This is a genomic window from Melghirimyces thermohalophilus (genome assembly GCF_900102685.1).
GTDB classification, from domain to species: domain Bacteria; phylum Bacillota; class Bacilli; order Thermoactinomycetales; family DSM-45169; genus Melghirimyces; species Melghirimyces thermohalophilus.
The window spans coordinates 41,693-61,296 of sequence record NZ_FMZA01000016.1 but is presented as its reverse complement, the minus strand read 5'-3'; the positions used below and the strand labels follow the sequence as shown (position 1 = coordinate 61,296).

Below are 19,604 nucleotides of genomic sequence, written 5' to 3'. Positions count from 1 at the left end.
TTTCCGTTACCGGGATCAGTCGATCACTTCACCGGATTTTTTGGCATAACGAACCTTTTTCTCTTTACCGCCCTTACCTTCCATCACCTTATATCCCACCCGAGTGGGTTCTTTCGTCTTCGGATCCTCCAGCATCAGGTTGGAAATATGAACCGGAGCTTCCTGTTCGATAATTCCCCCCTGAGGATTATCCTGGGTCGGGCGGCTATGCTTTTTCACCATGTTGACGCCCTCGACCAGAGCACGCTGCTCGGCGGGAAATACTTTCAGCACACGACCTTTGGTATAAACCATCTTACCGTTCTTATCCCGGGTCGGGGCGTCTTTCCCGCGCGTCACGATCACCGTGTCACCCTTTTTAATGTGGAGCTTGTTCGGACGCTGAGCCATGTCGGCACCTCCTTCAAACCGGTCTTATACCGCTTGGTCCGGCTTAGAGCACTTCCGGAGCCAGCGAAATAATTTTCATATAGTCACGTTCCCGAAGTTCCCGTGCAACGGGGCCAAAAATCCGGGTTCCCCGGGGGCCCTTGTCGTCCCGGATCACTACGGCGGCGTTTTCGTCAAACCGGATGTAGGAGCCATCTCGACGTCGGGTCGGCCGTTTCGACCGAACCACCACGCACTTCACAAGGTCGCCCTTCTTGACAACGCCCCCGGGTGTAGCCTGTTTTACCGTTGCGACGATCACATCGCCGATCCCAGCCGATTTGCGTTTAGAACCACCTAAAACTTTGACGCACTGCAATTCCTTCGCGCCGGAGTTATCTGCAGCGCGCAGACGTGTTTGCGCCTGAATCATCGGTCTCCCTCCTTCCGCCAGTCAGTATGAAGTTTAAACAATCACAGCTTCTTCCACGATCTCAACCAGGCGCCATCTTTTGTCCTTGGACAGCGGCCGGGTTTCCATGATCTTCACGAGGTCGCCTTTTTTGGCTTTGTTCTCCTCGTCGTGGGCCTTAAATTTCTTACTGTATTTCACGCGTTTTCCGTACAAGGGAGCCTTTTTGTAAGTTTCCACTGCAACGACGATCGTTTTGTCCATCTTGTCGCTGACGACCTTACCGACACGGACCTTGCGGCTGTTGCGTTCTTCGGTCATACCTGTTTCCTCCTTTCGATACCGAGTTCGCGCTCGCGCATCACCGTTTTGCAACGGGCGATATCTTTGCGAACTTGACGGATCCGGGCAGGATTATCCAGCTGACCGGTCGCCGCTTGAAACCGAAGGTTAAACAGCTCTTCTTTCAGCGAAGCCAGCTTTTGTTCAATCTCAGCGGTGGTCATTTCTACTAGCTCTTTAGCTTTCATTCGTACCACCACCCGCTTCATCTCGAATTACGAATTTCGTCTTGATCGGAAGTTTGTTAGCAGCAAGACGCATGGCTTCGCGGGCCACTTGCTCCGACACCCCGGCCAGTTCAAACAGAACTTTACCGGGCTTAACGACGGCAACCCATTTTTCAGGAGAGCCTTTACCGCTACCCATCCGAACCTCAAGGGGCTTTTGGGTAACCGGTTTATCCGGGAAAATTTTGATCCATACTTTACCGCCACGTTTAATATAACGCGTCATCGCGATCCGGGCCGCTTCGATCTGCCGGTTGGTAATCCAGGAAGCTTCTAGTGCCTGCAGACCGTACTCACCGAAGGCTACTTCTGTTCCGCCTTTGGCCCGGCCTTTCATGCGACCGCGATGTTCCCTACGAAACTTCGTGCGTTTCGGCATTAACATCGTTACTTGCCTCCTTCCGCTTCTCCCTTATTTTTGGAAGGGAGCACCTCACCGCGGTAAATCCACACTTTCACTCCAATCCGTCCATAGGTCGTGTGGGCTTCCGCGTGACCATAATCGATATCAGCGCGCAGGGTGTGCAACGGAACCGTACCTTCGTTGTATCCTTCCGTCCGGGCGATATCGGCACCGCCCAAGCGACCGCTCACCTGGGTGCGAACCCCTTGAGCTCCGGCGCGCAACGTCCGCTGGATGGTCTGCTTCATGGCGCGGCGGAAAGAAATCCGACGCTCCAACTGTTGGGCGATGTTTTCCGCCACCAGACGGGCATCCAATTCGGGGGTTTTGATTTCCTCAATATTGATGTGCACTTTCTTGCCGGTCAGCCGGGTCAACTCTTTGCGCAACGCTTCCACTTCGGATCCGCCTTTCCCGATCACCATACCGGGCTTGGCGGTTTTGATGGTCAGGTTGACGCGGTTGGCGGCCCGCTCGATTTCCACGGCGGAGACAGCTGCGTCCTTCAGTCGCTTCTCCAAAAACTCGCGGATCTCGATGTCTTCGTGCAGCATGTCAGCGTAATCCTTGCCGCCAAACCACTTGGACTCCCAGTCGCGGATGACCCCGACCCTGAGTCCTACCGGGTTGATTTTTTGACCCAAACTCTATCCCTCCTTATTTTTCAGATACAACCACTGTGATGTGGCTGGTACGTTTGTTAATACGCCCGGCACGTCCCATGGCGCGGGGACGGAACCGTTTCATGGTCGGTCCTTCGTCCACCACCGCGGTCTCCACCACGAGGTTTTGCGGATTCATCTCGTAGTTGTGTTCCGCATTAGCAATGGCCGAACGGAGCACCTTCTCAATGATCGGCGACGCGGCACGGGGAGTGAACCGCAGGATGGCCAGCGCTTCGTCCACGGATTTGCCGCGAATCAGATCGATAACCAGGCGTGCCTTGCGGGGAGCGATCCTCACAAAACGCGCAACGGCTTTAGCTTTTGTCGCTTCCATCTCCTGACCTCCTCTCTGGGTGACCTGTTACATCCGTCCCTTTAGCGCTTCCGAGTTTTCCTGTCGTCACCGGCATGCCCCTTAAACGTCCGGGTTGTGACGAATTCACCCAGCTTATGGCCCACCATGTCCTCGGTAATGTATACCGGCACATGTTTGCGGCCGTCGTGCACCGCGATGGTGTGACCGATAAATTCCGGGAAAATCGTGGAACGGCGAGACCAGGTCTTAATGACCTTCTTTTTGTCCTGATCATTCAGTTCCCGTACCTTTTTCAACAAGTGATCATCTGCAAAAGGTCCTTTTTTCAGGCTGCGGCCCATGCACAGAACCTCCTTTCCGTCGATGGCCAATTACGATACGTCACTTTTTCTTGCGACGACGACGCACAATATACTTGTCAGACGGCTTGTTCTTCTTCCGAGTCTTGTAACCGACTGTCGGTTTGCCCCAGGGCGAAACCGGAGAGACAAGTCCGATCGGGGCACGGCCTTCACCGCCACCATGGGGGTGGTCAGAGGGGTTCATCACAGAACCGCGGACCGTCGGCCGCTTGCCTTGCCAACGAGAACGGCCGGCTTTCCCGACGTGGATCAGTTCATTTTCCAGGTTGCCCACCTGTCCGATGGTGGCACGGCATTGCTCAAGGATCATTCGGGTTTCGCCGGAAGCGAGCCGCACGACGGCGTACTTTCCGTCTTTACCCAGTACCTGAGCTTGAGCGCCTGCGGAACGAACCAACTGACCGCCGGCACCGGGCTTCAGCTCGATGTTGTGAACCGTCGAACCCACCGGGATGTTTTTCAGCGGCAAAGCGTTGCCCACTTTGATGTCAACATCCGGGCCGGACTGAATCGTGTCACCCACTTTCAGACCCCGAGGGTGCAGAATGTAACGTTTTTCCCCGTCAGCATAGTGGATCAAAGCGATGTTTGCTGAACGGTTCGGGTCGTATTCCACCGTAGCCACTTTGCCAGGAACTCCATCTTTGTTCCGCTTAAAGTCGATAATGCGGTATTTCCGCTTGTGACCGCCGCCATGGTGCCGAGTCGTGATCCGGCCCTGATTGTTCCGACCGGCGCGCTTATTCAGACTGGTCGTCAGAGATTTTTCCGGTCGATCCGTGGTGATCTCATCAAAGGCAGAGACCGTCATTTGCCGGCGTCCCGGCGAGGTCGGTTTAAAGTGCTTGATAGCCATAGATATTTCCCTCCTTTACCCTTTGGTGATCAAGCTTCAAAGAGCTCGATACTCTTGCTGTCGTCGGTCAACTTCACAATCGCCTTTTTGCGATCCGAAGTGCGGCCTTCATAGCGGCCGAAACGCTTCGGCTTTCCCTTCACCCGCATGGTGTTCACCTGGGCCACTTTCACATCGAAGATCTTTTCGACAGCGTTTTTGATCTCCGTCTTGTTGGCCTTCAGGTCCACTTCAAAGACGTACTTGTTCTGTTCCATCAGATCGGTGGATTTCTCCGTCACTAGCGGGCGCCGGATAATATCGCGGGGGTCCTTCATTTGGCGAGCACCTCCTCTACGCGAGAGACCGCATCCCGGGTGATGATCAGTTTATCGTGATTCAACACATCCAGGACGTTCAACCCCTGGGCGTCGATATACTTCACACCGGGAAGGTTCCGCGCGGACAGAGCGACGTTCTCGTCATACTCGCTCCCCACAACCAACGCTTTCCGATCGGCGTTCAGGCCGGAGAGCACCTTCACCATCTCTTTGGTTTTCGGTTGATCCAGGGCCAGTTTGTCGAGCACGACCAGATCATCGGCTTTCACTTTGGAAGACAGCGCGGAACGAATGGCCAGACGGCGCATTTTCTTCGGCATCTTATAGCTGTAGCTGCGGGGCGTGGGGCCGAAGGCGACACCGCCACCTACCCAGATCGGCGAACGGATGCTTCCGTGACGCGCACGTCCCGTCCCTTTTTGTCTCCAGGGCTTACGTCCGCCGCCCCGTACGGCAGCACGGTTTTTTACCGCGTGGGTCCCACGGCGCAGAGAAGCCTGCTGCATCACAACAGCTTCATGTAAAACCGCCTCGTTGGGCTCAATTCCGAATACGGAATCGGATAATTCCAACTCGCCCACCTGGCTGCCGTTTTGGTCCAATACATTCACTTTCGGCATGAAAGTCTCCTCCTTTCCGTCAATGGTTATTGCGCGGCTTTCACCGCGGATTTAATCACAACGTAGCCGTTTTTCGGACCCGGGATGGAACCTCGGATCAAGATCAGATTCTTCTCAGAGTCTACCTTGACAATCTCCAGGTTTTGCACAGTCACCTTATCGCCACCCATGCGCCCCGGCAACGTCTGCCCTTTAAATACGCGCATCGGGTCGATAGAGCTCAAGGCACCAGGGCCGCGATGATAATGAGAGCCGTGGCTCACCGGTCCGCGGGCTTGGTTATGGCGCTTGATCGCACCGGCAAAGCCCTTCCCTTTCGACGTGGCGGTGACATCCACCTTTTCTCCTTGATTGAACAGGTCGGCTTTCACAACCTGACCCAGTTCGTACTCGTCCGGGTTCATACCGCGAACCTCGCGGACGAACTTCTTGGGAGACACCCCGGCCTTTTTGGCGTGGCCCGCCTCCGGACGGTTGGCCCGGTGTTCTTTTTTGTCACCGTATCCGAGTTGCACGGATTCGTAACCGTCGGTATCCGCTTCTTTCTTCTGAAGAACGGAACACGGACCAGCCTCGATGACTGTCACAGGGATGGAGGTACCGTCTTCGGCGAATACCTGTGTCATCCCCAGCTTTTTACCGAGAATCCCTTTCACGTCGCACACCTCCTGACGGATCATTTTCTTTTTTGAGTTACAGTTTGATTTCGATATCAACACCAGACGGCAGATCGAGTCGCATCAGCGCATCTACCGTTTGCGGCGTAGGGTTGACGATGTCGATCAACCGCTTATGCGTGCGCATTTCAAACTGCTCCCGCGCATCCTTATATTTGTGCACCGCACGAAGAATCGTATAGACGGCACGTTCTGTGGGAAGCGGGATCGGTCCCGACACACCCGCCCCCGTCCGGTTTGCCGTATCGACGATCTTCTCCGCCGATTGATCCAATACACGGTGATCGTACGCCTTCAGGCGAATGCGAATCTTTTGTTTGGCCATGCATGCCCCTCCTTTTCGCTCATTTTTAAAATGAACTTGCTCCGTGGAAATTTCCCCACTCACCATGGCAAAGGGGCCGGGTGTGTCGGCAACCTTCCACATCATCGCCGTTCAAAACCAACATTCCTTATTATACGGAAATAAACTGTCCATTGCAAGAAAAATCGGCGGTTTATATGAGAAACGACCCCTGCTTTTGTCTTAGCGCAGGTGAGACCCCCAGGGTAATATATCATAAAGATGGTAGGAGAGTGCAAATGCAATCCCAAGAGTGTCCTTGTGGTTTGGTATAAAGGGGACGGAGACTTTCCTTTCTTTATAATGTCGACCGGCTCCATCAGATGCTGTTGATGAGCCCAATCTTCAACAATCCCCTTTCGTTCCCGGTGCTAATTCGGAGCTGACGTTGTGGTGTTTTACTGACAAGTTGGGAAGTCAAACCCTCCTCTCTCGCCTCTCGTCATTTGAGTTCATCACCTATATTCAAAACAGTCTGTCATAAGCCTCCGCCAAATGGTATAATGAAGTTGTATGAAATTCCCTGCACATTGGAACCGCCGGGTCCGACATGGAACCCGGCGGTTTTTTACAATTTTGACGGCTGAAAAAGGGTCGACCTCCTGATGCAAGCATTGTATCCTGTTTGAGAAAGGAGGAGGACGATGAACGCGATCCGGTTTTTCTTGTTGATCGTCTTGGTCTCCGTCCTGATCGGCGGCACCGCTGGTGTAGCCCTCGGCATCTATCAAACCACCCAAGAAAAAGAAACAGCAACCGCCGATGAAGCAAAATCCTCACAGGATCAACAAAAAGAGAAGGAGACCGATAAAGAAAAAGAACAGCATACGGAAGAACCGAAGGCAAAGGAACCGCCCCCACCGGCAGCAGATGGTAAAATCACCGCCGAGGAGGCCGCCCGCATCGCACGGAAACAGGCAGACGGCACCATTCGCAAAATTGAGTGGGAAGAAGAAGAGGATCAAGCAATCTACAAGGTGGAGATAGAGTTAAGCGAAGAAGAGAAAGCCAAATTTGAAATCGACGCTCATACCGGTGAGATCCTGTTGGCCGAGCGAGATTAACCATTCTCCACGAGCACTCCCCTCCTGGATAGGAAGGGAGAGGGGGATTTTTCTTGCCGTTTCCTTTTGTTCCAATCGCCTTCGGACCGTATCATCGTCGCAAAAGAAGGCATCCTGTCAGATGCGAAAGAACCGCGGTGGGAGTATCCCTTCACTCCATTACGAAACGCTTGAATCGGGGCAAACCATAAAGCACTCCGCTTTACTCAACAATTCGCCAACTCCGATCGGCAAATATGGGTGGTACAAAAAAAGGACCCCAATAAGGGGCCCTTTTCCTTGAAAGCCAATCCATTACTCATGGATGGTGGTGACAGCACCGGCACCAACGGTACGGCCGCCTTCGCGGATCGCGAAGCGAGTTCCGTCTTCGATGGCGATCGGAGCGATCAGTTCCACATCCATTTCCACGTTGTCTCCGGGCATCACCATTTCCGTGCCTTCCGGCAGTTGGATGACACCGGTCACGTCCGTGGTACGGAAGTAAAACTGGGGACGGTAACCGTTAAAGAAGGGGGTGTGACGGCCACCTTCGTCTTTGCTCAGGATGTAAACCTGGGCTTTAAACTTGGTGTGGGGCTTCACGCTGCCGGGCTTGGCCAGCACTTGACCACGCTGGATTTCTTCCCGGTCGATCCCCCGCAGGAGCGCACCGATGTTGTCACCGGCTTCCGCTTCTTCCATCATCTTGCGGAACATTTCTACCCCGGTGATCACCGTCTTCTTGATTTCATCTTTGATACCGATGATCTCCACTTCATCGGACACTTTCACAACACCGCGCTCCACACGGCCGGTGGCCACGGTACCGCGACCGGTGATGGTGAAGACGTCTTCAATCGGCATCAGGAAGGGCTTGTCTTTATCCCGCTCCGGGGTCGGAACATGGTCGTCGATCGCTTGCATCAGCTCAAGAATTTTTTGGCCGTATTCACCGGAGGGGTCTTCCATCGCTTTCAGAGCGGAACCGGCTACCACCGGGATGTCGTCGCCGGGGAAGTCGTACTCGGACAGCAGTTCACGCACTTCCATTTCCACCAGTTCCAAGAGCTCTTCGTCGTCCACCATGTCCACTTTGTTCAGGAAGACCACGATGGACGGCACACCCACCTGACGGGAGAGCAGGATGTGCTCCCGGGTTTGCGGCATCGGGCCGTCGGCGGCGGACACAACCAGGATCGCACCGTCCATTTGAGCGGCACCGGTGATCATGTTTTTCACGTAGTCAGCGTGTCCCGGGCAGTCCACGTGAGCATAGTGACGGGCTTCCGTTTCATACTCCACGTGGGAGGTGGCGATGGTGATGCCCCGCTCTTTTTCTTCCGGAGCGTTGTCGATGGTATCGAAAGCACGGGCTTCACCGGTACCGGTGCTAGCCATAACAGTCGTGATCGCAGCAGTCAGGGTCGTTTTCCCGTGGTCCACGTGACCGATCGTCCCAATGTTCACGTGCGGTTTCGTGCGCTCAAACTTTTCTTTGGCCATGACTCAAAATCCTCCTTTAGGTCTTTCGTTTGAGTTTAATGTATAAGGGAGAAAGCAGCGAAGAGATAAAATTCCCTTCGCCAACCTTCTTCACCAGAAAGGAATGGCACCGACAGCGGATCAGCTGCCAGCGTTGGCGATAATCTCTTCGGCGATGGTCTTCGGCACTTCTTCGTAGTGGTCGAAGTGCATGGTGTACTGCCCGCGTCCTTGAGTACGGGAGCGGAGGTTAGTGGCATAGCCGAACATTTCGGCCAAGGGCACCATCGCCCGGATCACCTGGACACCACCACGTTCTTCCATGCCTTCCACTCGCCCGCGGCGGGAGTTGACATCACCCATGACGTCACCCATGTATTCTTCGGGGACGATCACTTCCACCTTCATTACGGGCTCCAGCAGCACCGGAGAGCATTTGGATTTGGCCGCTTTCAGGGCCATGGACCCCGCGATCTTAAAGGCCATCTCCGAGGAGTCCACGTCGTGGTAGGAGCCGTCATAGAGCGTGGCCCGAACGTCTACCAAGGGGTAGCCGGCCAGCACACCATTCTCCATCGCTTCCTCCACACCGGCCTGAACGGCAGGGATATATTCTTTCGGTACGACACCGCCGACGATCTTGTTGACGAACTCGAAACCGCCACCCTCTTCCAGAGGCTCGAATTCGATCCAAACGTGACCGTACTGACCGCGTCCACCAGACTGCCGGATAAATTTCCCTTCCACCTGTGCCGAGGAGCGGAAGGTCTCGCGATAAGCCACCTGCGGATTCCCCACATTGGCTTCCACTTTGAATTCCCGCTTCAGCCGGTCAACGATGACGTCCAGATGAAGTTCACCCATTCCGGAAATAATCGTTTGACCGGTCTCTTCGTTGGTCTCTGTGCGGAAGGTGGGATCCTCTTCCGACAGTTTGGCAAGAGCCTCCGCCATCTTATCCTGGTCGCTCTTGGTCTTCGGCTCGATGGCGACATCGATCACCGGCTCGGGGAAAATCATCGATTCCAGGATGATGGGGCTCTTCTCATCACACAGAGTATCACCGGTACCGGTATCCTTCAAGCCTACCGCAGCGGCGATATCTCCGGCGTACACCGTTTTGATCTCTTGCCGGGAATTGGCATGCATCTGCAGGATCCGGCCCACACGCTCCCGCTTGTTTTTGGTGGCGTTGAGCACATAGGAATCAGAGTTGAGCGTACCGGAGTACACTCGGAAGAAAGTCAGTTTACCCACATAGGGATCGGTCATCACTTTAAAGGCCAGAGCGGAGAAAGGCTCATTGTCGTCGGACTTGCGGCTGGCTTCCGTTCCGTCGGGAAGTTCACCCTGAATCGGGGGAACGTCCAGCGGGGACGGCATGTAGTCCACCACAGCGTCCAACATCAATTGGACCCCTTTGTTCTTGTAGGAGGAACCGCAAAGAACGGGGACGATCTCCACATTGACAACGCCCTTACGGAGCGCCTTCTTGATTTCGTCTTCCGTCGGCTCTTCCCCTTCGAGGTACTTCATCATCAAGTCTTCATCCAGCTCGGCGACCTCTTCGATCATCTTAGTGCGGTACTCTTCCGCCTGCTCTTTGTAATCATCCGGGATGTCCCGAGTCTCGGCACGAGTCCCCAGATCATCGACATAGTAGTAAGCGACGTTTTTGATCAGGTCGATGATCCCTTCGAAATTATCTTCCTTGCCGATCGGCAGCTGTATTGGTACCGCATTGGCACCGAGCTGATTGCGCATTTGCTCGACCGCCCGGAAGAAGTCCGCACCAACGATGTCCATCTTGTTCACATAAGCGATGCGGGGAACTTGATACTTGTCCGCCTGGTGCCAGACGGTTTCCGATTGGGGTTCCACGCCGCCTTTGGCGCAGAAGACCCCGACCGATCCATCCAGAACGCGCAGGGACCGCTCCACCTCAACCGTGAAGTCCACGTGACCAGGGGTATCGATGATGTTGATGCGATGATCATTCCACTGACAGGTTGTGGCAGCGGATGTGATCGTGATACCCCGTTCCTGCTCCTGTTCCATCCAGTCCATGGTAGCAGCGCCCTCGTGTGTTTCACCAATCTTATGCACACGGCCGCTGTAAAACAGGATCCGTTCAGTCGTTGTGGTTTTACCGGCATCGATGTGAGCCATAATCCCGATGTTGCGCGTCTCTTTCAAGGAGAACTCTCGTCCCATCGGTTATGTCTCCTTTCATGTTGAAAAAGATAGTAGCCGCTTACCAGCGGTAATGGGCGAAAGCACGGTTGGCTTCGGCCATCCGGTGCATATTTTCTTTCTTTTTAACAGCAGCGCCGGTATTGTTTGCTGCGTCCATTAATTCGTTGGCCAAACGATCCTGCATCGTTTTCTCATTGCGCAGACGTGCGTAGTTGACCAACCAGCGAAGCCCAAGGCTGGTACGCCTCTCCGGCTTCACCTCTACCGGAACCTGGTAGTTGGCACCGCCGACGCGGCGTGCCTTTACTTCCAGCACCGGCATCACGTTTTTCATCGCTTGTTCAAATACTTCCATCGGGTCTTTGCCTGAGCGCTCACGTACAAGGTCAAAGGCGTCATAGAGAATGCGTTGGGCTTTCCCTTTCTTTCCGTCGTACATCAGCCGGTTGATCAAACGGGTGACCAGCTTGCTGTTGTAGATCGGATCCGGCAAAACCTCCCGACGGGGTGCGGGTCCTTTTCGTGACACAAGTCTTCCCTCCTTTGTCTCCTCGCTGCTTCAACGGATGATGTTATTTCTTGGGACGTTTCGTGCCGTATTTGGAGCGACCTTGTTTCCGATCCTGCACACCAGCGGTATCCAGCGCACCGCGCACAATGTGGTAGCGGACACCCGGCAGGTCTTTCACCCGTCCACCGCGGACCAGAACCACGGAGTGTTCCTGCAGGTTATGACCGATTCCCGGAATGTAAGCCGTCACCTCAATCCCGTTGGAAAGACGGACACGGGCGTACTTCCGCAGCGCAGAGTTCGGTTTCTTCGGGGTCATCGTCCCCACACGGGTGCAAACCCCCCGCTTTTGCGGCGAACTATGATCGGTGATCACTTTGCGATAGCTGTTGTAACCGTGTTGCAGCGCCGGGGAGTTGGATTGACCCGGTTTCCGTTTCCGACCTTTGCGAATCAGTTGGTTAATCGTAGGCATAATCGTCACCTCCTGTTTTTTATAAGTCCACAGAGCCAGGCGGATCATTTTTTTGCACAAAATTGGGGGTCATACCCAAACACCGACCGCGCCCGTGAACTCCGGCGCGCGGTCAGGCCTGGGATTGACCGTCCAATTTTGTTCAATCCAATATCGCAGCCGTTGCCGCTGACACATCGATTCCACAGGCTTTTCCCAACTTCTCCATCGAATCGACGTAGTGGACGGCTACACCATGGTTCCGGCACAGCTGGATCAGAGACTGCGTAATGTGCGGTTCCGCATCCTCCGCAATCACGATCTCGTGGGCTTTCCCCTGTTGAATCGCCTTTTTGGTCTGCTTGGCTCCAATCAATAAGGTATTCGCGCTCTTCACTTTATCATAAGACATCATACGCCCTCCAAAGTGAATTCACCCAAGCACACGACGATATCTTATCACCTGGTTATGGCGTTGTCAACAAGTGGATAAGGCGCCGCTTCATGCAATATCGGGGCGGAAAAGGGCCTTCCTTATTCCACCAGAACACTCTCTTCCGTGGTGTCGGTCTCGGTATCCGCCGCCTCGTTTTCCATATCGACAGCCAGGCTGCGATAGCGAGACATGCCGGTGCCGGCGGGGACCAGCTTCCCGATAATGACGTTCTCCTTGAGACCGAGAAGTTTGTCGACTTTGCCTTTGATCCCCGCATCGGTGAGCACCCGGGTCGTTTCCTGGAAGGATGCGGCAGAAAGGAAGGATTCGGTTTCCAGAGACGCCTTCGTGATCCCCAGCAGGATCGGACGGGCCACCGCCGGTTCTCCGCCGTTCAGCAGGATCTCGCGGTTGGCTTCCTCGTAATCGTGAAGATCGACAATGGAGCCGGGCAGCAGTTCGGTATCTCCGGAATCGGTGATCCGCACTTTGCGCATCATTTGCCGAATCATCACTTCGACGTGCTTGTCGTTGATCTCCACCCCTTGCAGTCGGTACACCTTCTGCACTTCCTGCAGAAGATATTCCTGAACCCCGCGAACGCCTTTGGCCCGGAGAAGTTCCTTGGGATCGATGGAGCCCTCGGTCAAAGGGTCCCCAGGAGCCACATGGTCTCCCTCAGCCACCTTCATACGGGAACCGTAGGCAACCTGATAAGTTTTTGTTTCCACGTCGCCCTCGATGACCACTTCCCGACGGTCCTTCACCTCGCGGATCTCGCTGACCACACCGGCAATTTCAGTGATCGTCGCCTGTCCCTTCGGATTGCGAGCCTCAAACAGCTCCTGAATCCGAGGCAGACCCTGGGTGATGTCGTCTCCAGCCACACCGCCGGTGTGGAAGGTACGCATCGTGAGCTGGGTTCCCGGCTCTCCGATGGATTGGGCGGCGATGATGCCCACGGCTTCGCCAATTTCCACGGGAGTGCCCAAGGCCAAGTTGCGGCCGTAACACTTGCGGCAGACTCCGTGTTGCGCACGGCAGTTAAACACAGACCGAATTTGGACCTCCTGAATACCTGCTTTCACGATTTCGGTCGCTTTCTGCTCGTCGATCATCTCATCCCGCTTCACCAATACGTCGCCTGTTTCCGGATGGCGAACGGTCTGGAAGGCGACCCGGCCCACGATCCGGTCGAACATCTCTTCGATAACTTCGCCGCCGTCGGAAATCACACCGACAGGCAAGCCTTTGTCCGTACCGCAATCGTCTTCCCGAACGATCACGTCTTGGGCCACATCGACCAGGCGACGGGTGAGATAACCGGAGTCGGCGGTACGCAGAGCGGTATCCGCCAATCCTTTTCGGGCCCCGTGGGTGGAGATAAAGTACTCCAACACCGTCAGCCCTTCCCGGAAGTTGGACTTAATGGGCAACTCGATAATCCGCCCTGCCGGGTTGGCCATTAAACCGCGCATACCGGCCAGCTGAGTAATCTGGGAAACGTTCCCCCGGGCGCCGGAATTGGCCATCATATAGATGGGGTTAAATTTGCCCAGCTTTTTCATCAGTGTATCGGTAATGTCATCCTTCGCCTGACTCCAGATGGAGATCACCCGTTCATACCGCTCTTCTTCGGTGATCAGACCGCGGCGGTACTGTTTGAGAACCATTTCCACCTTTTTTTGCGCCTCGTCGAGAAGATCCTGTTTCTCGTCAGGCACAACCACGTCTGAGATGGACATGGTGATCCCGGCCTTGGTGGAGTAGGAGTAGCCGAGGGCTTTCATATTGTCGATCAGGACGGATGTCTCCTTGGTTCCAAAGCGACGGAAACACTCGCCGATCAAGCTGCCGAGAAAACCTTTCTTCAAAGCGCTTTGCACCGGCATCGACTTGATTTTTTCGCGGATGTTGACCCCTTTTTCCAAAACGAAATATTTATCCGGTGTACCGTTCTCCACATTGGATTTGGACGGCTCATTGATATAAGGGAATTCGTCGGGGAATATCTCGTTGAAGATCAGCTTCCCGACCGTGGTCAACAACAGCCCTTTCCTTTGCTCTTCGGTAAAGGGTTTGTTGAGGCTGCTCGCTGGAACAGCGATCCGCGTATGCAAGGTAACATACCCTTGGCTGTAGGCGTTGATCGCTTCGGCAGCGGTTTTGAAAACCTTGCCCTCTCCCAGTGCCCCTTCCTTCTCCAGGGTCATGTAGTAACTTCCCAACACCATGTCCTGGGAGGGGGTCACCACCGGTTTCCCGTCTTTCGGGTTGAGGATATTCTGGGCGGCCAGCATCAGCAGACGCGCCTCTGCCTGAGCTTCAGCGGAAAGAGGAACGTGAACCGCCATTTGGTCCCCGTCGAAGTCCGCGTTGTAAGCCGTACAGACCAAAGGATGCAGCCGAATCGCCCGGCCTTCGACCAGCACCGGCTCAAAGGCTTGAATCCCCAAGCGGTGAAGCGTCGGCGCCCGGTTCAATAGAACCGGGTGCTCCTTAATCACTTCTTCCAGCACATCCCACACTTCCGGATGGACCCGTTCCACTTTCCGCTTAGCGCTTTTGATATTGTGGGCCAGCCCTTTGGACACCAACTCTTTCATCACGAAGGGCTTAAACAATTCCAGCGCCATCTCTTTCGGCAAACCACACTGATAGATTTTCAGGTTGGGTCCGACCACGATCACCGACCGGCCGGAGTAGTCTACCCGTTTCCCCAACAGGTTTTGGCGAAAACGGCCCTGTTTTCCCTTCAGCATATGGGACAGGGATTTGAGAGGACGGTTCCCGGGACCGGTGACCGGTCGACCGCGGCGTCCGTTATCGATCAGCGCATCGACGGCTTCCTGCAGCATCCGCTTCTCGTTTTGAACAATGATGTCCGGAGCGCCCAGATCCAAGAGGCGCTTCAGCCGGTTGTTCCGGTTGATCACCCGGCGATACAGATCGTTCAGGTCGGAAGTGGCAAAGCGGCCGCCGTCCAGTTGCACCATGGGACGCAGTTCCGGAGGGATCACCGGAAGGACGTCCAGGACCATCCATTCCGGCTTGTTTCCTGAAGCGCGGAATGCTTCCACCACTTCCAGCCGTTTGATCGCCCGATTGCGCCGCTGTCCGTGAGCCGTCTGCATCTCTTCCTTCAACATCTGAACTTCCTGGTCCAGATCGATGCTGGCAAGCAGGGCCCGAATCGCCTCTGCCCCCATCATCGCAGTGAAGGCGTTCCCGTATTTTTCCCGGTAGTTGCGATACTCTTTTTCGGACAAAAGCTGTTTTTTCTCCAGCGGCGTCTCGCCCGGATCGACCACCGCATAGGAAGCGAAGTAGATCACTTCCTCCAAGGAGCGGGGGGACATGTCAAGAACAAGCCCCATCCGGCTGGGGATCCCCTTGAAATACCAGATGTGGGAAACGGGGGCAGCCAATTCGATATGGCCCATCCGCTCCCTCCGCACCTTGGATCGGGTCACTTCCACACCGCAACGGTCACAAACGACGCCCTTGTAGCGGACGCGCTTGTATTTGCCGCAATGACACTCCCAATCTTTGGTCGGGCCAAAAATCTTTTCGCAGAAGAGACCTTCTTTCTCCGGCTTCAAGGTCCGGTAGTTGATCGTCTCCGGCTTTTTCACCTCACCCCGGGACCAGGAGCGGATTTTATTAGGTGAAGCGAGACCGATTTTCATAAACTCAAAGTTGTTGACGTCCAGCACAGGGCATTCCTCCCTCAGGATCATCCCGATTCGTCACGAGCCCGGCGTTGATCCCGTGTTGGCAAAAGGCCTTTCGGTCGAGGCAAGGCAAACCGTTTATTTCGCTTGATCTTTATCCATGTCCAAGCCTGATCGTTCGCTGTCCGGTTCGTCTTCATCATCCAGTTCCCGGATCTCGATCTCCTGCTCGTCTTCGGCAAGGATTTTGACATCCATACCCAAGCTTTGCAGCTCTTTGATCAGCACTTTGAAGGACTCGGGAACACCGGCTTCAGGCACATTCTCGCCTTTGACGATAGACTCGTAGGTTTTGACGCGTCCCACGACATCGTCGGATTTCACGGTGAGGATTTCCTGCAGGGTGTAAGCGGCGCCGTAGGCTTCCAACGCCCACACCTCCATCTCCCCAAACCGCTGTCCCCCGAATTGGGCTTTCCCGCCGAGGGGTTGCTGTGTAACCAACGAATAGGGACCGGTGGAACGGGCGTGAATCTTGTCGTCCACCATGTGGGCCAATTTGATCATGTACATGACCCCGACCGTCACCCGGTTTTCGAAGGGTTCCCCGGTTCTGCCGTCAAAGAGTTGGGTCTTGCCGTCGGCATCCAGCCCTGCTTCCACCAGCGCGTCAAACACATCGTTTTCCGACGCCCCGTCAAAGACGGGCGTCGCCATGTGCAGACCCAGTGCGCGGGCGGCCATTCCCAGATGTACTTCCAAGACCTGGCCAATGTTCATCCGAGAAGGCACACCGAGGGGGTTGAGCACAACTTCCACCGGAGTGCCGTCAGGCATAAAGGGCATATCTTCCTCAGGCAGAATTCGCGCGATCACCCCTTTGTTTCCGTGGCGACCGGCCATTTTATCCCCTTCGGAGATCTTCCGTTTCTGGGCAATGTAGACGCGAACCAGCTGGTTCACCCCTGGCGGCAGTTCGTCTCCGTTTTCCCGTTCAAACACCTTGACGTCGACGACAATCCCGTCGGTTCCGTGGGGAACGCGCAGGGAGGTATCCCGCACTTCCCGGGCTTTTTCACCGAAGATCGCGTGCAGCAGGCGTTCCTCTGCAGTCAGCTCGGTGACCCCTTTCGGAGTGACTTTCCCCACCAGGATGTCACCGGCTTTAATCTCGGCTCCGATGCGGATGATACCACGCTCATCCAAATTCTTCAGGGCTTCTTCACCCACATTGGGAATATCCCGGGTGATCTCTTCCGGACCCAGTTTCGTATCCCGAGCCTCGGATTCGTACTCTTCAATATGAACGGAGGTGTAGACATCCTCTTTCACCATTTTTTCAGAAAGGAGGATGGCGTCCTCATAGTTGTAACCTTCCCAAGTCATAAAGGCGACCAGAGTGTTCCGTCCCAGGGCCAGCTCACCGAGATCGGTGGAGGGACCATCTGCCAGGATATCCCCTTTTTCCACCCGTTCCCCGGTCCGTACGATCGGGCGCTGATTGATGCTGGTCCCCTGGTTGGAACGAATGTATTTGTGTAGCCGATATTTATCCAGATCTCCGCGGACCACCTGGCCGTCCACTTCTTCCTCATGACGCACCCAGATCTCATCAGCGGTGACACGTTCCACGACGCCGGGGCGCTTAGCCAGGATCATCACACCGGAATCACGAGCGGTTTTATACTCCATGCCGGTCCCGATAAAGGGGGCTTCCGGCTTCAACAGCGGTACGGCTTGCCGCTGCATGTTGGACCCCATCAGAGCCCGGTTGGAGTCGTCGTTCTCCAGGAAGGGGATGCAAGCCGTCGCTACGGACACCACCTGCTTCGGGGAAACGTCCATAAAGTCGATCCGCTCCCGGGGAACCGGTGTCGTCTCCTCCCTGTAGCGGGCCACCACCTGCTCCGTGGCGAAATGACCGTCATCGGTCAGTGGCGCATTGGCCTGAGCCACGTAGTAGTTGTCCTCTTCATCCGCTGTCAAATAGACGATCTCATCGGTCACCTGGTTGGTCTCCGGATCTACCTTCCGGTAAGGCGTCTCGATAAAACCGTACTCGTTGATCCGAGCGTAACTGGACAAGGAGTTGATCAACCCGATGTTAGGTCCTTCCGGCGTCTCAATCGGGCACATGCGCCCGTAGTGAGAATGGTGGACGTCCCGCACTTCAAAGCCGGCCCTCTCCCGGGTCAGACCTCCGGGACCGAGGGCGGACAGACGCCGTTTGTGGGTCAATTCCGCCAGCGGGTTCGTCTGGTCCATAAACTGGGACAGCTGACTGGAACCGAAAAACTCCTTGATGGAGGCGATCACCGGTCGAATATTGATCAAGGCCTGGGGTGTGATCGCATTGGCATCCTGAATCGACATCCGTTCCCGGACCACCCGTTCCATCCGGGAGAGGCCGATGCGGAACTGGTTCTGTAAGAGCTCTCCGACAGAACGCAGGCGACGATTGCCGAGGTGGTCGATATCATCGGTGTTCCCTACCCCGTGAAGGAGGTTGAGGAAGTAGTTGATCGAGGAAATGATATCTTCCGGCGTAATATTTTTAACCCCTTTGTCAATCTGGCCGTTGGAAATGACTCGGATCACCTTTCCATCTTCCAAGGGGGAGAAGATTTTGAGAGACTGCAGTTTCAATAGACCGTCTTCCGGCACGCCCCCGCGGACGGAGTACTCATTCCAACCGAAGCCGCTTTCAGACTCCAGATACGGCTCCAAGCGATTCATCACTCGGCGGTCCAGCACTTGACCGGCCTCGGCAATAATCTCCCCGGTCTCGGGGTCGACCACCGTTTCCGCTAAGCGCTGATTGAGAAGGCGGTTTTTGATGTGCAGCTTTTTGTTGATTTTATAACGCCCCACATTGGCCAAATCGTAACGCTTCGGGTCAAAGAAGCGGGAATACAGGAGGCTGCGGGCATTGTCCGCCGTCGGCGGTTCGCCGGGACGCAAGCGTTCGTAGATTTCAATCAACGCTTTTTCCGTATTCCCGGTGTTGTCTTTATCCAGCGTATTTCGGAGATATTCATCTTCACCGAGAAGATCCAGGATCTCCGCATCGCTTGAAAAACCGAGAGCACGCAAAAGGACCGTCACCGGTATCTTCCTCGTACGATCGATCCGTACGTAGACGATATCCTTGGCGTCGGTTTCAAGCTCCAGCCAAGCCCCGCGGTTGGGGATCACTGTGGCTGCAAATGTGGGTTTCCCGTTTTTGTCGACTTTGCTATTATAGTAGACACTGGGGGAACGAACCAACTGGCTGACGATCACACGCTCAGCCCCATTGATAATAAACGTCCCCGTGTCGGTCATCAACGGGAAATCACCCATGAATACTTCCTGTTCTTTCACCTCGCCGGTCTCTTTGTTAATAAGGCGGACCTTGACACGAAGCGGCGCGGCGTAGGTCACATCTCGTTCCTTGGATTCATCGACTGAATATTTGGGTTCCTCCAACGTATAATCGATGAACTCCAGAACCAGGTTGCCGGTAAAGTCTTCAATGGGAGAAATGTCCTGAAACATTTCCTTCAGTCCCTGATCCAGGAACCACTGATACGACCGTTGCTGGATTTCGATCAGGTTGGGCAGTTCGAGCACCTCATCGATCCTCGAATAACTGCGCCGTTGACGCCGACCATATTGGACTAGTTTACCTGCCAAACGAGCTCCCCCCTCGAACCCAGTCGATTGGTGCTTGACCCGTCAAAAAAAGGGCCCCTTCCACAGTTCAACCCTACTGCAAACCAATTCAAATGTTCGCTGATGACGATCTCATAATTTGAACTCACTTAAACCATTATATAAATAACCCTGTTGTGCCTGTTTTTTCCAACCACAACAGTCTATTTACATAGCTTAACCAAAACACGAGGTTCTTA

At 54.8% G+C, this 19,604-nt stretch carries 21 protein-coding genes; 1 reads left to right on the top strand and 20 read right to left on the bottom strand.

Features of this window, described 5'->3' with window-relative positions:
• Positions 1 to 15 precede the first annotated feature (15 nt).
• From rplX to rpsJ, 13 genes are read right to left on the bottom strand one after another with little or no spacing between them, the layout of a single operon-like run.
• On the bottom strand, positions 16 to 390 hold the full coding sequence (gene rplX / locus BLP91_RS12215) for a 50S ribosomal protein L24 (RefSeq protein WP_091571482.1): 375 nt from the start codon (positions 388 to 390) through the stop codon (positions 16 to 18).
• A 43-nt stretch (positions 391 to 433) separates the two neighbouring features.
• Entirely contained in the window at positions 434 to 802 is a 369-nt protein-coding gene (rplN, locus tag BLP91_RS12210; protein WP_091571481.1) for a 50S ribosomal protein L14, read from the bottom strand.
• Positions 803 to 835: 33 nt separating this feature from the next.
• Positions 836 to 1,102 (bottom strand): 30S ribosomal protein S17, encoded by a 267-nt coding sequence (rpsQ, locus tag BLP91_RS12205; protein ID WP_091571478.1) that lies wholly within the window; start codon positions 1,100 to 1,102, stop codon positions 836 to 838.
• Complete coding sequence (rpmC, locus tag BLP91_RS12200) at positions 1,099 to 1,311, bottom strand: 50S ribosomal protein L29 (protein ID WP_091571477.1); 213 nt, start codon at positions 1,309 to 1,311, stop codon at positions 1,099 to 1,101. The genes rpsQ and rpmC overlap by 4 nt, the downstream gene beginning before the upstream one ends.
• On the bottom strand, positions 1,301 to 1,735 hold the full coding sequence (gene rplP, locus BLP91_RS12195; RefSeq protein ID WP_091571474.1) for a 50S ribosomal protein L16: 435 nt from the start codon (positions 1,733 to 1,735) through the stop codon (positions 1,301 to 1,303). The genes rpmC and rplP overlap by 11 nt, the downstream gene beginning before the upstream one ends.
• A gap of 2 nt (positions 1,736 to 1,737) precedes the next feature.
• Positions 1,738 to 2,397 carry a 30S ribosomal protein S3 gene (gene rpsC / locus BLP91_RS12190; RefSeq protein ID WP_091571472.1) on the bottom strand — a complete coding sequence of 220 codons (660 nt, stop codon included), beginning with the start codon at positions 2,395 to 2,397 and terminating at the stop codon, positions 1,738 to 1,740.
• A 13-nt stretch (positions 2,398 to 2,410) separates the two neighbouring features.
• Entirely contained in the window at positions 2,411 to 2,752 is a 342-nt protein-coding gene (gene rplV, locus BLP91_RS12185) for a 50S ribosomal protein L22 (protein WP_091571471.1), read from the bottom strand.
• Positions 2,753 to 2,793: 41 nt separating this feature from the next.
• Positions 2,794 to 3,075: a 30S ribosomal protein S19 gene (gene rpsS / locus BLP91_RS12180; RefSeq protein ID WP_091571468.1), complete on the bottom strand. Its 282-nt coding sequence runs from the start codon at positions 3,073 to 3,075 to the stop codon at positions 2,794 to 2,796.
• 40 nt (positions 3,076 to 3,115) lie between these two features.
• Positions 3,116 to 3,952, bottom strand: coding sequence for a 50S ribosomal protein L2 (gene rplB / locus BLP91_RS12175; RefSeq protein WP_091571466.1), 837 nt, complete (start codon positions 3,950 to 3,952; stop codon positions 3,116 to 3,118).
• 29 nt (positions 3,953 to 3,981) lie between these two features.
• Positions 3,982 to 4,269, bottom strand: coding sequence for a 50S ribosomal protein L23 (gene rplW, locus BLP91_RS12170; protein WP_091571464.1), 288 nt, complete (start codon positions 4,267 to 4,269; stop codon positions 3,982 to 3,984).
• On the bottom strand, positions 4,266 to 4,892 hold the full coding sequence (gene rplD / locus BLP91_RS12165; protein WP_091571461.1) for a 50S ribosomal protein L4: 627 nt from the start codon (positions 4,890 to 4,892) through the stop codon (positions 4,266 to 4,268). The genes rplW and rplD overlap by 4 nt, the downstream gene beginning before the upstream one ends.
• Before the next feature lie 26 nt (positions 4,893 to 4,918).
• Positions 4,919 to 5,572, bottom strand: coding sequence for a 50S ribosomal protein L3 (gene rplC / locus BLP91_RS12160; RefSeq protein WP_091571458.1), 654 nt, complete (start codon positions 5,570 to 5,572; stop codon positions 4,919 to 4,921).
• A gap of 13 nt (positions 5,573 to 5,585) precedes the next feature.
• The gene (gene rpsJ / locus BLP91_RS12155; protein ID WP_091571456.1) at positions 5,586 to 5,894 is read right to left on the bottom strand and encodes a 30S ribosomal protein S10; all 309 of its coding nucleotides are present in this window, start codon (positions 5,892 to 5,894) and stop codon (positions 5,586 to 5,588) included.
• A gap of 662 nt (positions 5,895 to 6,556) precedes the next feature.
• Here rpsJ and BLP91_RS12150 point away from each other — a divergent pair.
• The gene (locus BLP91_RS12150; protein ID WP_091571453.1) at positions 6,557 to 6,976 is read left to right on the top strand and encodes a PepSY domain-containing protein; all 420 of its coding nucleotides are present in this window, start codon (positions 6,557 to 6,559) and stop codon (positions 6,974 to 6,976) included.
• A 294-nt stretch (positions 6,977 to 7,270) separates the two neighbouring features.
• Here the strand turns inward: BLP91_RS12150 and tuf are convergent, their stop codons facing one another.
• The 7 genes from tuf to rpoB all read right to left on the bottom strand — a co-directional run bounded on the left by tuf (position 7,271) and on the right by rpoB (position 19,386).
• A complete protein-coding gene (tuf, locus tag BLP91_RS12145) occupies positions 7,271 to 8,461 on the bottom strand; it encodes an elongation factor Tu (protein ID WP_091571450.1) in 1,191 nt (396 codons plus the stop codon).
• A 120-nt stretch (positions 8,462 to 8,581) separates the two neighbouring features.
• A complete protein-coding gene (gene fusA / locus BLP91_RS12140; protein WP_091571448.1) occupies positions 8,582 to 10,654 on the bottom strand; it encodes an elongation factor G in 2,073 nt (690 codons plus the stop codon).
• 40 nt (positions 10,655 to 10,694) lie between these two features.
• On the bottom strand, positions 10,695 to 11,165 hold the full coding sequence (rpsG, locus tag BLP91_RS12135; RefSeq protein ID WP_091571445.1) for a 30S ribosomal protein S7: 471 nt from the start codon (positions 11,163 to 11,165) through the stop codon (positions 10,695 to 10,697).
• Between the two features lie 43 nt (positions 11,166 to 11,208).
• On the bottom strand, positions 11,209 to 11,622 hold the full coding sequence (gene rpsL / locus BLP91_RS12130; protein WP_091571442.1) for a 30S ribosomal protein S12: 414 nt from the start codon (positions 11,620 to 11,622) through the stop codon (positions 11,209 to 11,211).
• 142 nt (positions 11,623 to 11,764) lie between these two features.
• On the bottom strand, positions 11,765 to 12,013 hold the full coding sequence (locus BLP91_RS12125; protein ID WP_091571440.1) for a 50S ribosomal protein L7ae-like protein: 249 nt from the start codon (positions 12,011 to 12,013) through the stop codon (positions 11,765 to 11,767).
• A gap of 122 nt (positions 12,014 to 12,135) precedes the next feature.
• On the bottom strand, positions 12,136 to 15,753 hold the full coding sequence (rpoC, locus tag BLP91_RS12120) for a DNA-directed RNA polymerase subunit beta' (RefSeq protein ID WP_091571438.1): 3,618 nt from the start codon (positions 15,751 to 15,753) through the stop codon (positions 12,136 to 12,138).
• A gap of 96 nt (positions 15,754 to 15,849) precedes the next feature.
• Positions 15,850 to 19,386 carry a DNA-directed RNA polymerase subunit beta gene (gene rpoB, locus BLP91_RS12115; RefSeq protein WP_091571435.1) on the bottom strand — a complete coding sequence of 1,179 codons (3,537 nt, stop codon included), beginning with the start codon at positions 19,384 to 19,386 and terminating at the stop codon, positions 15,850 to 15,852.
• Positions 19,387 to 19,604 lie beyond the last annotated feature (218 nt).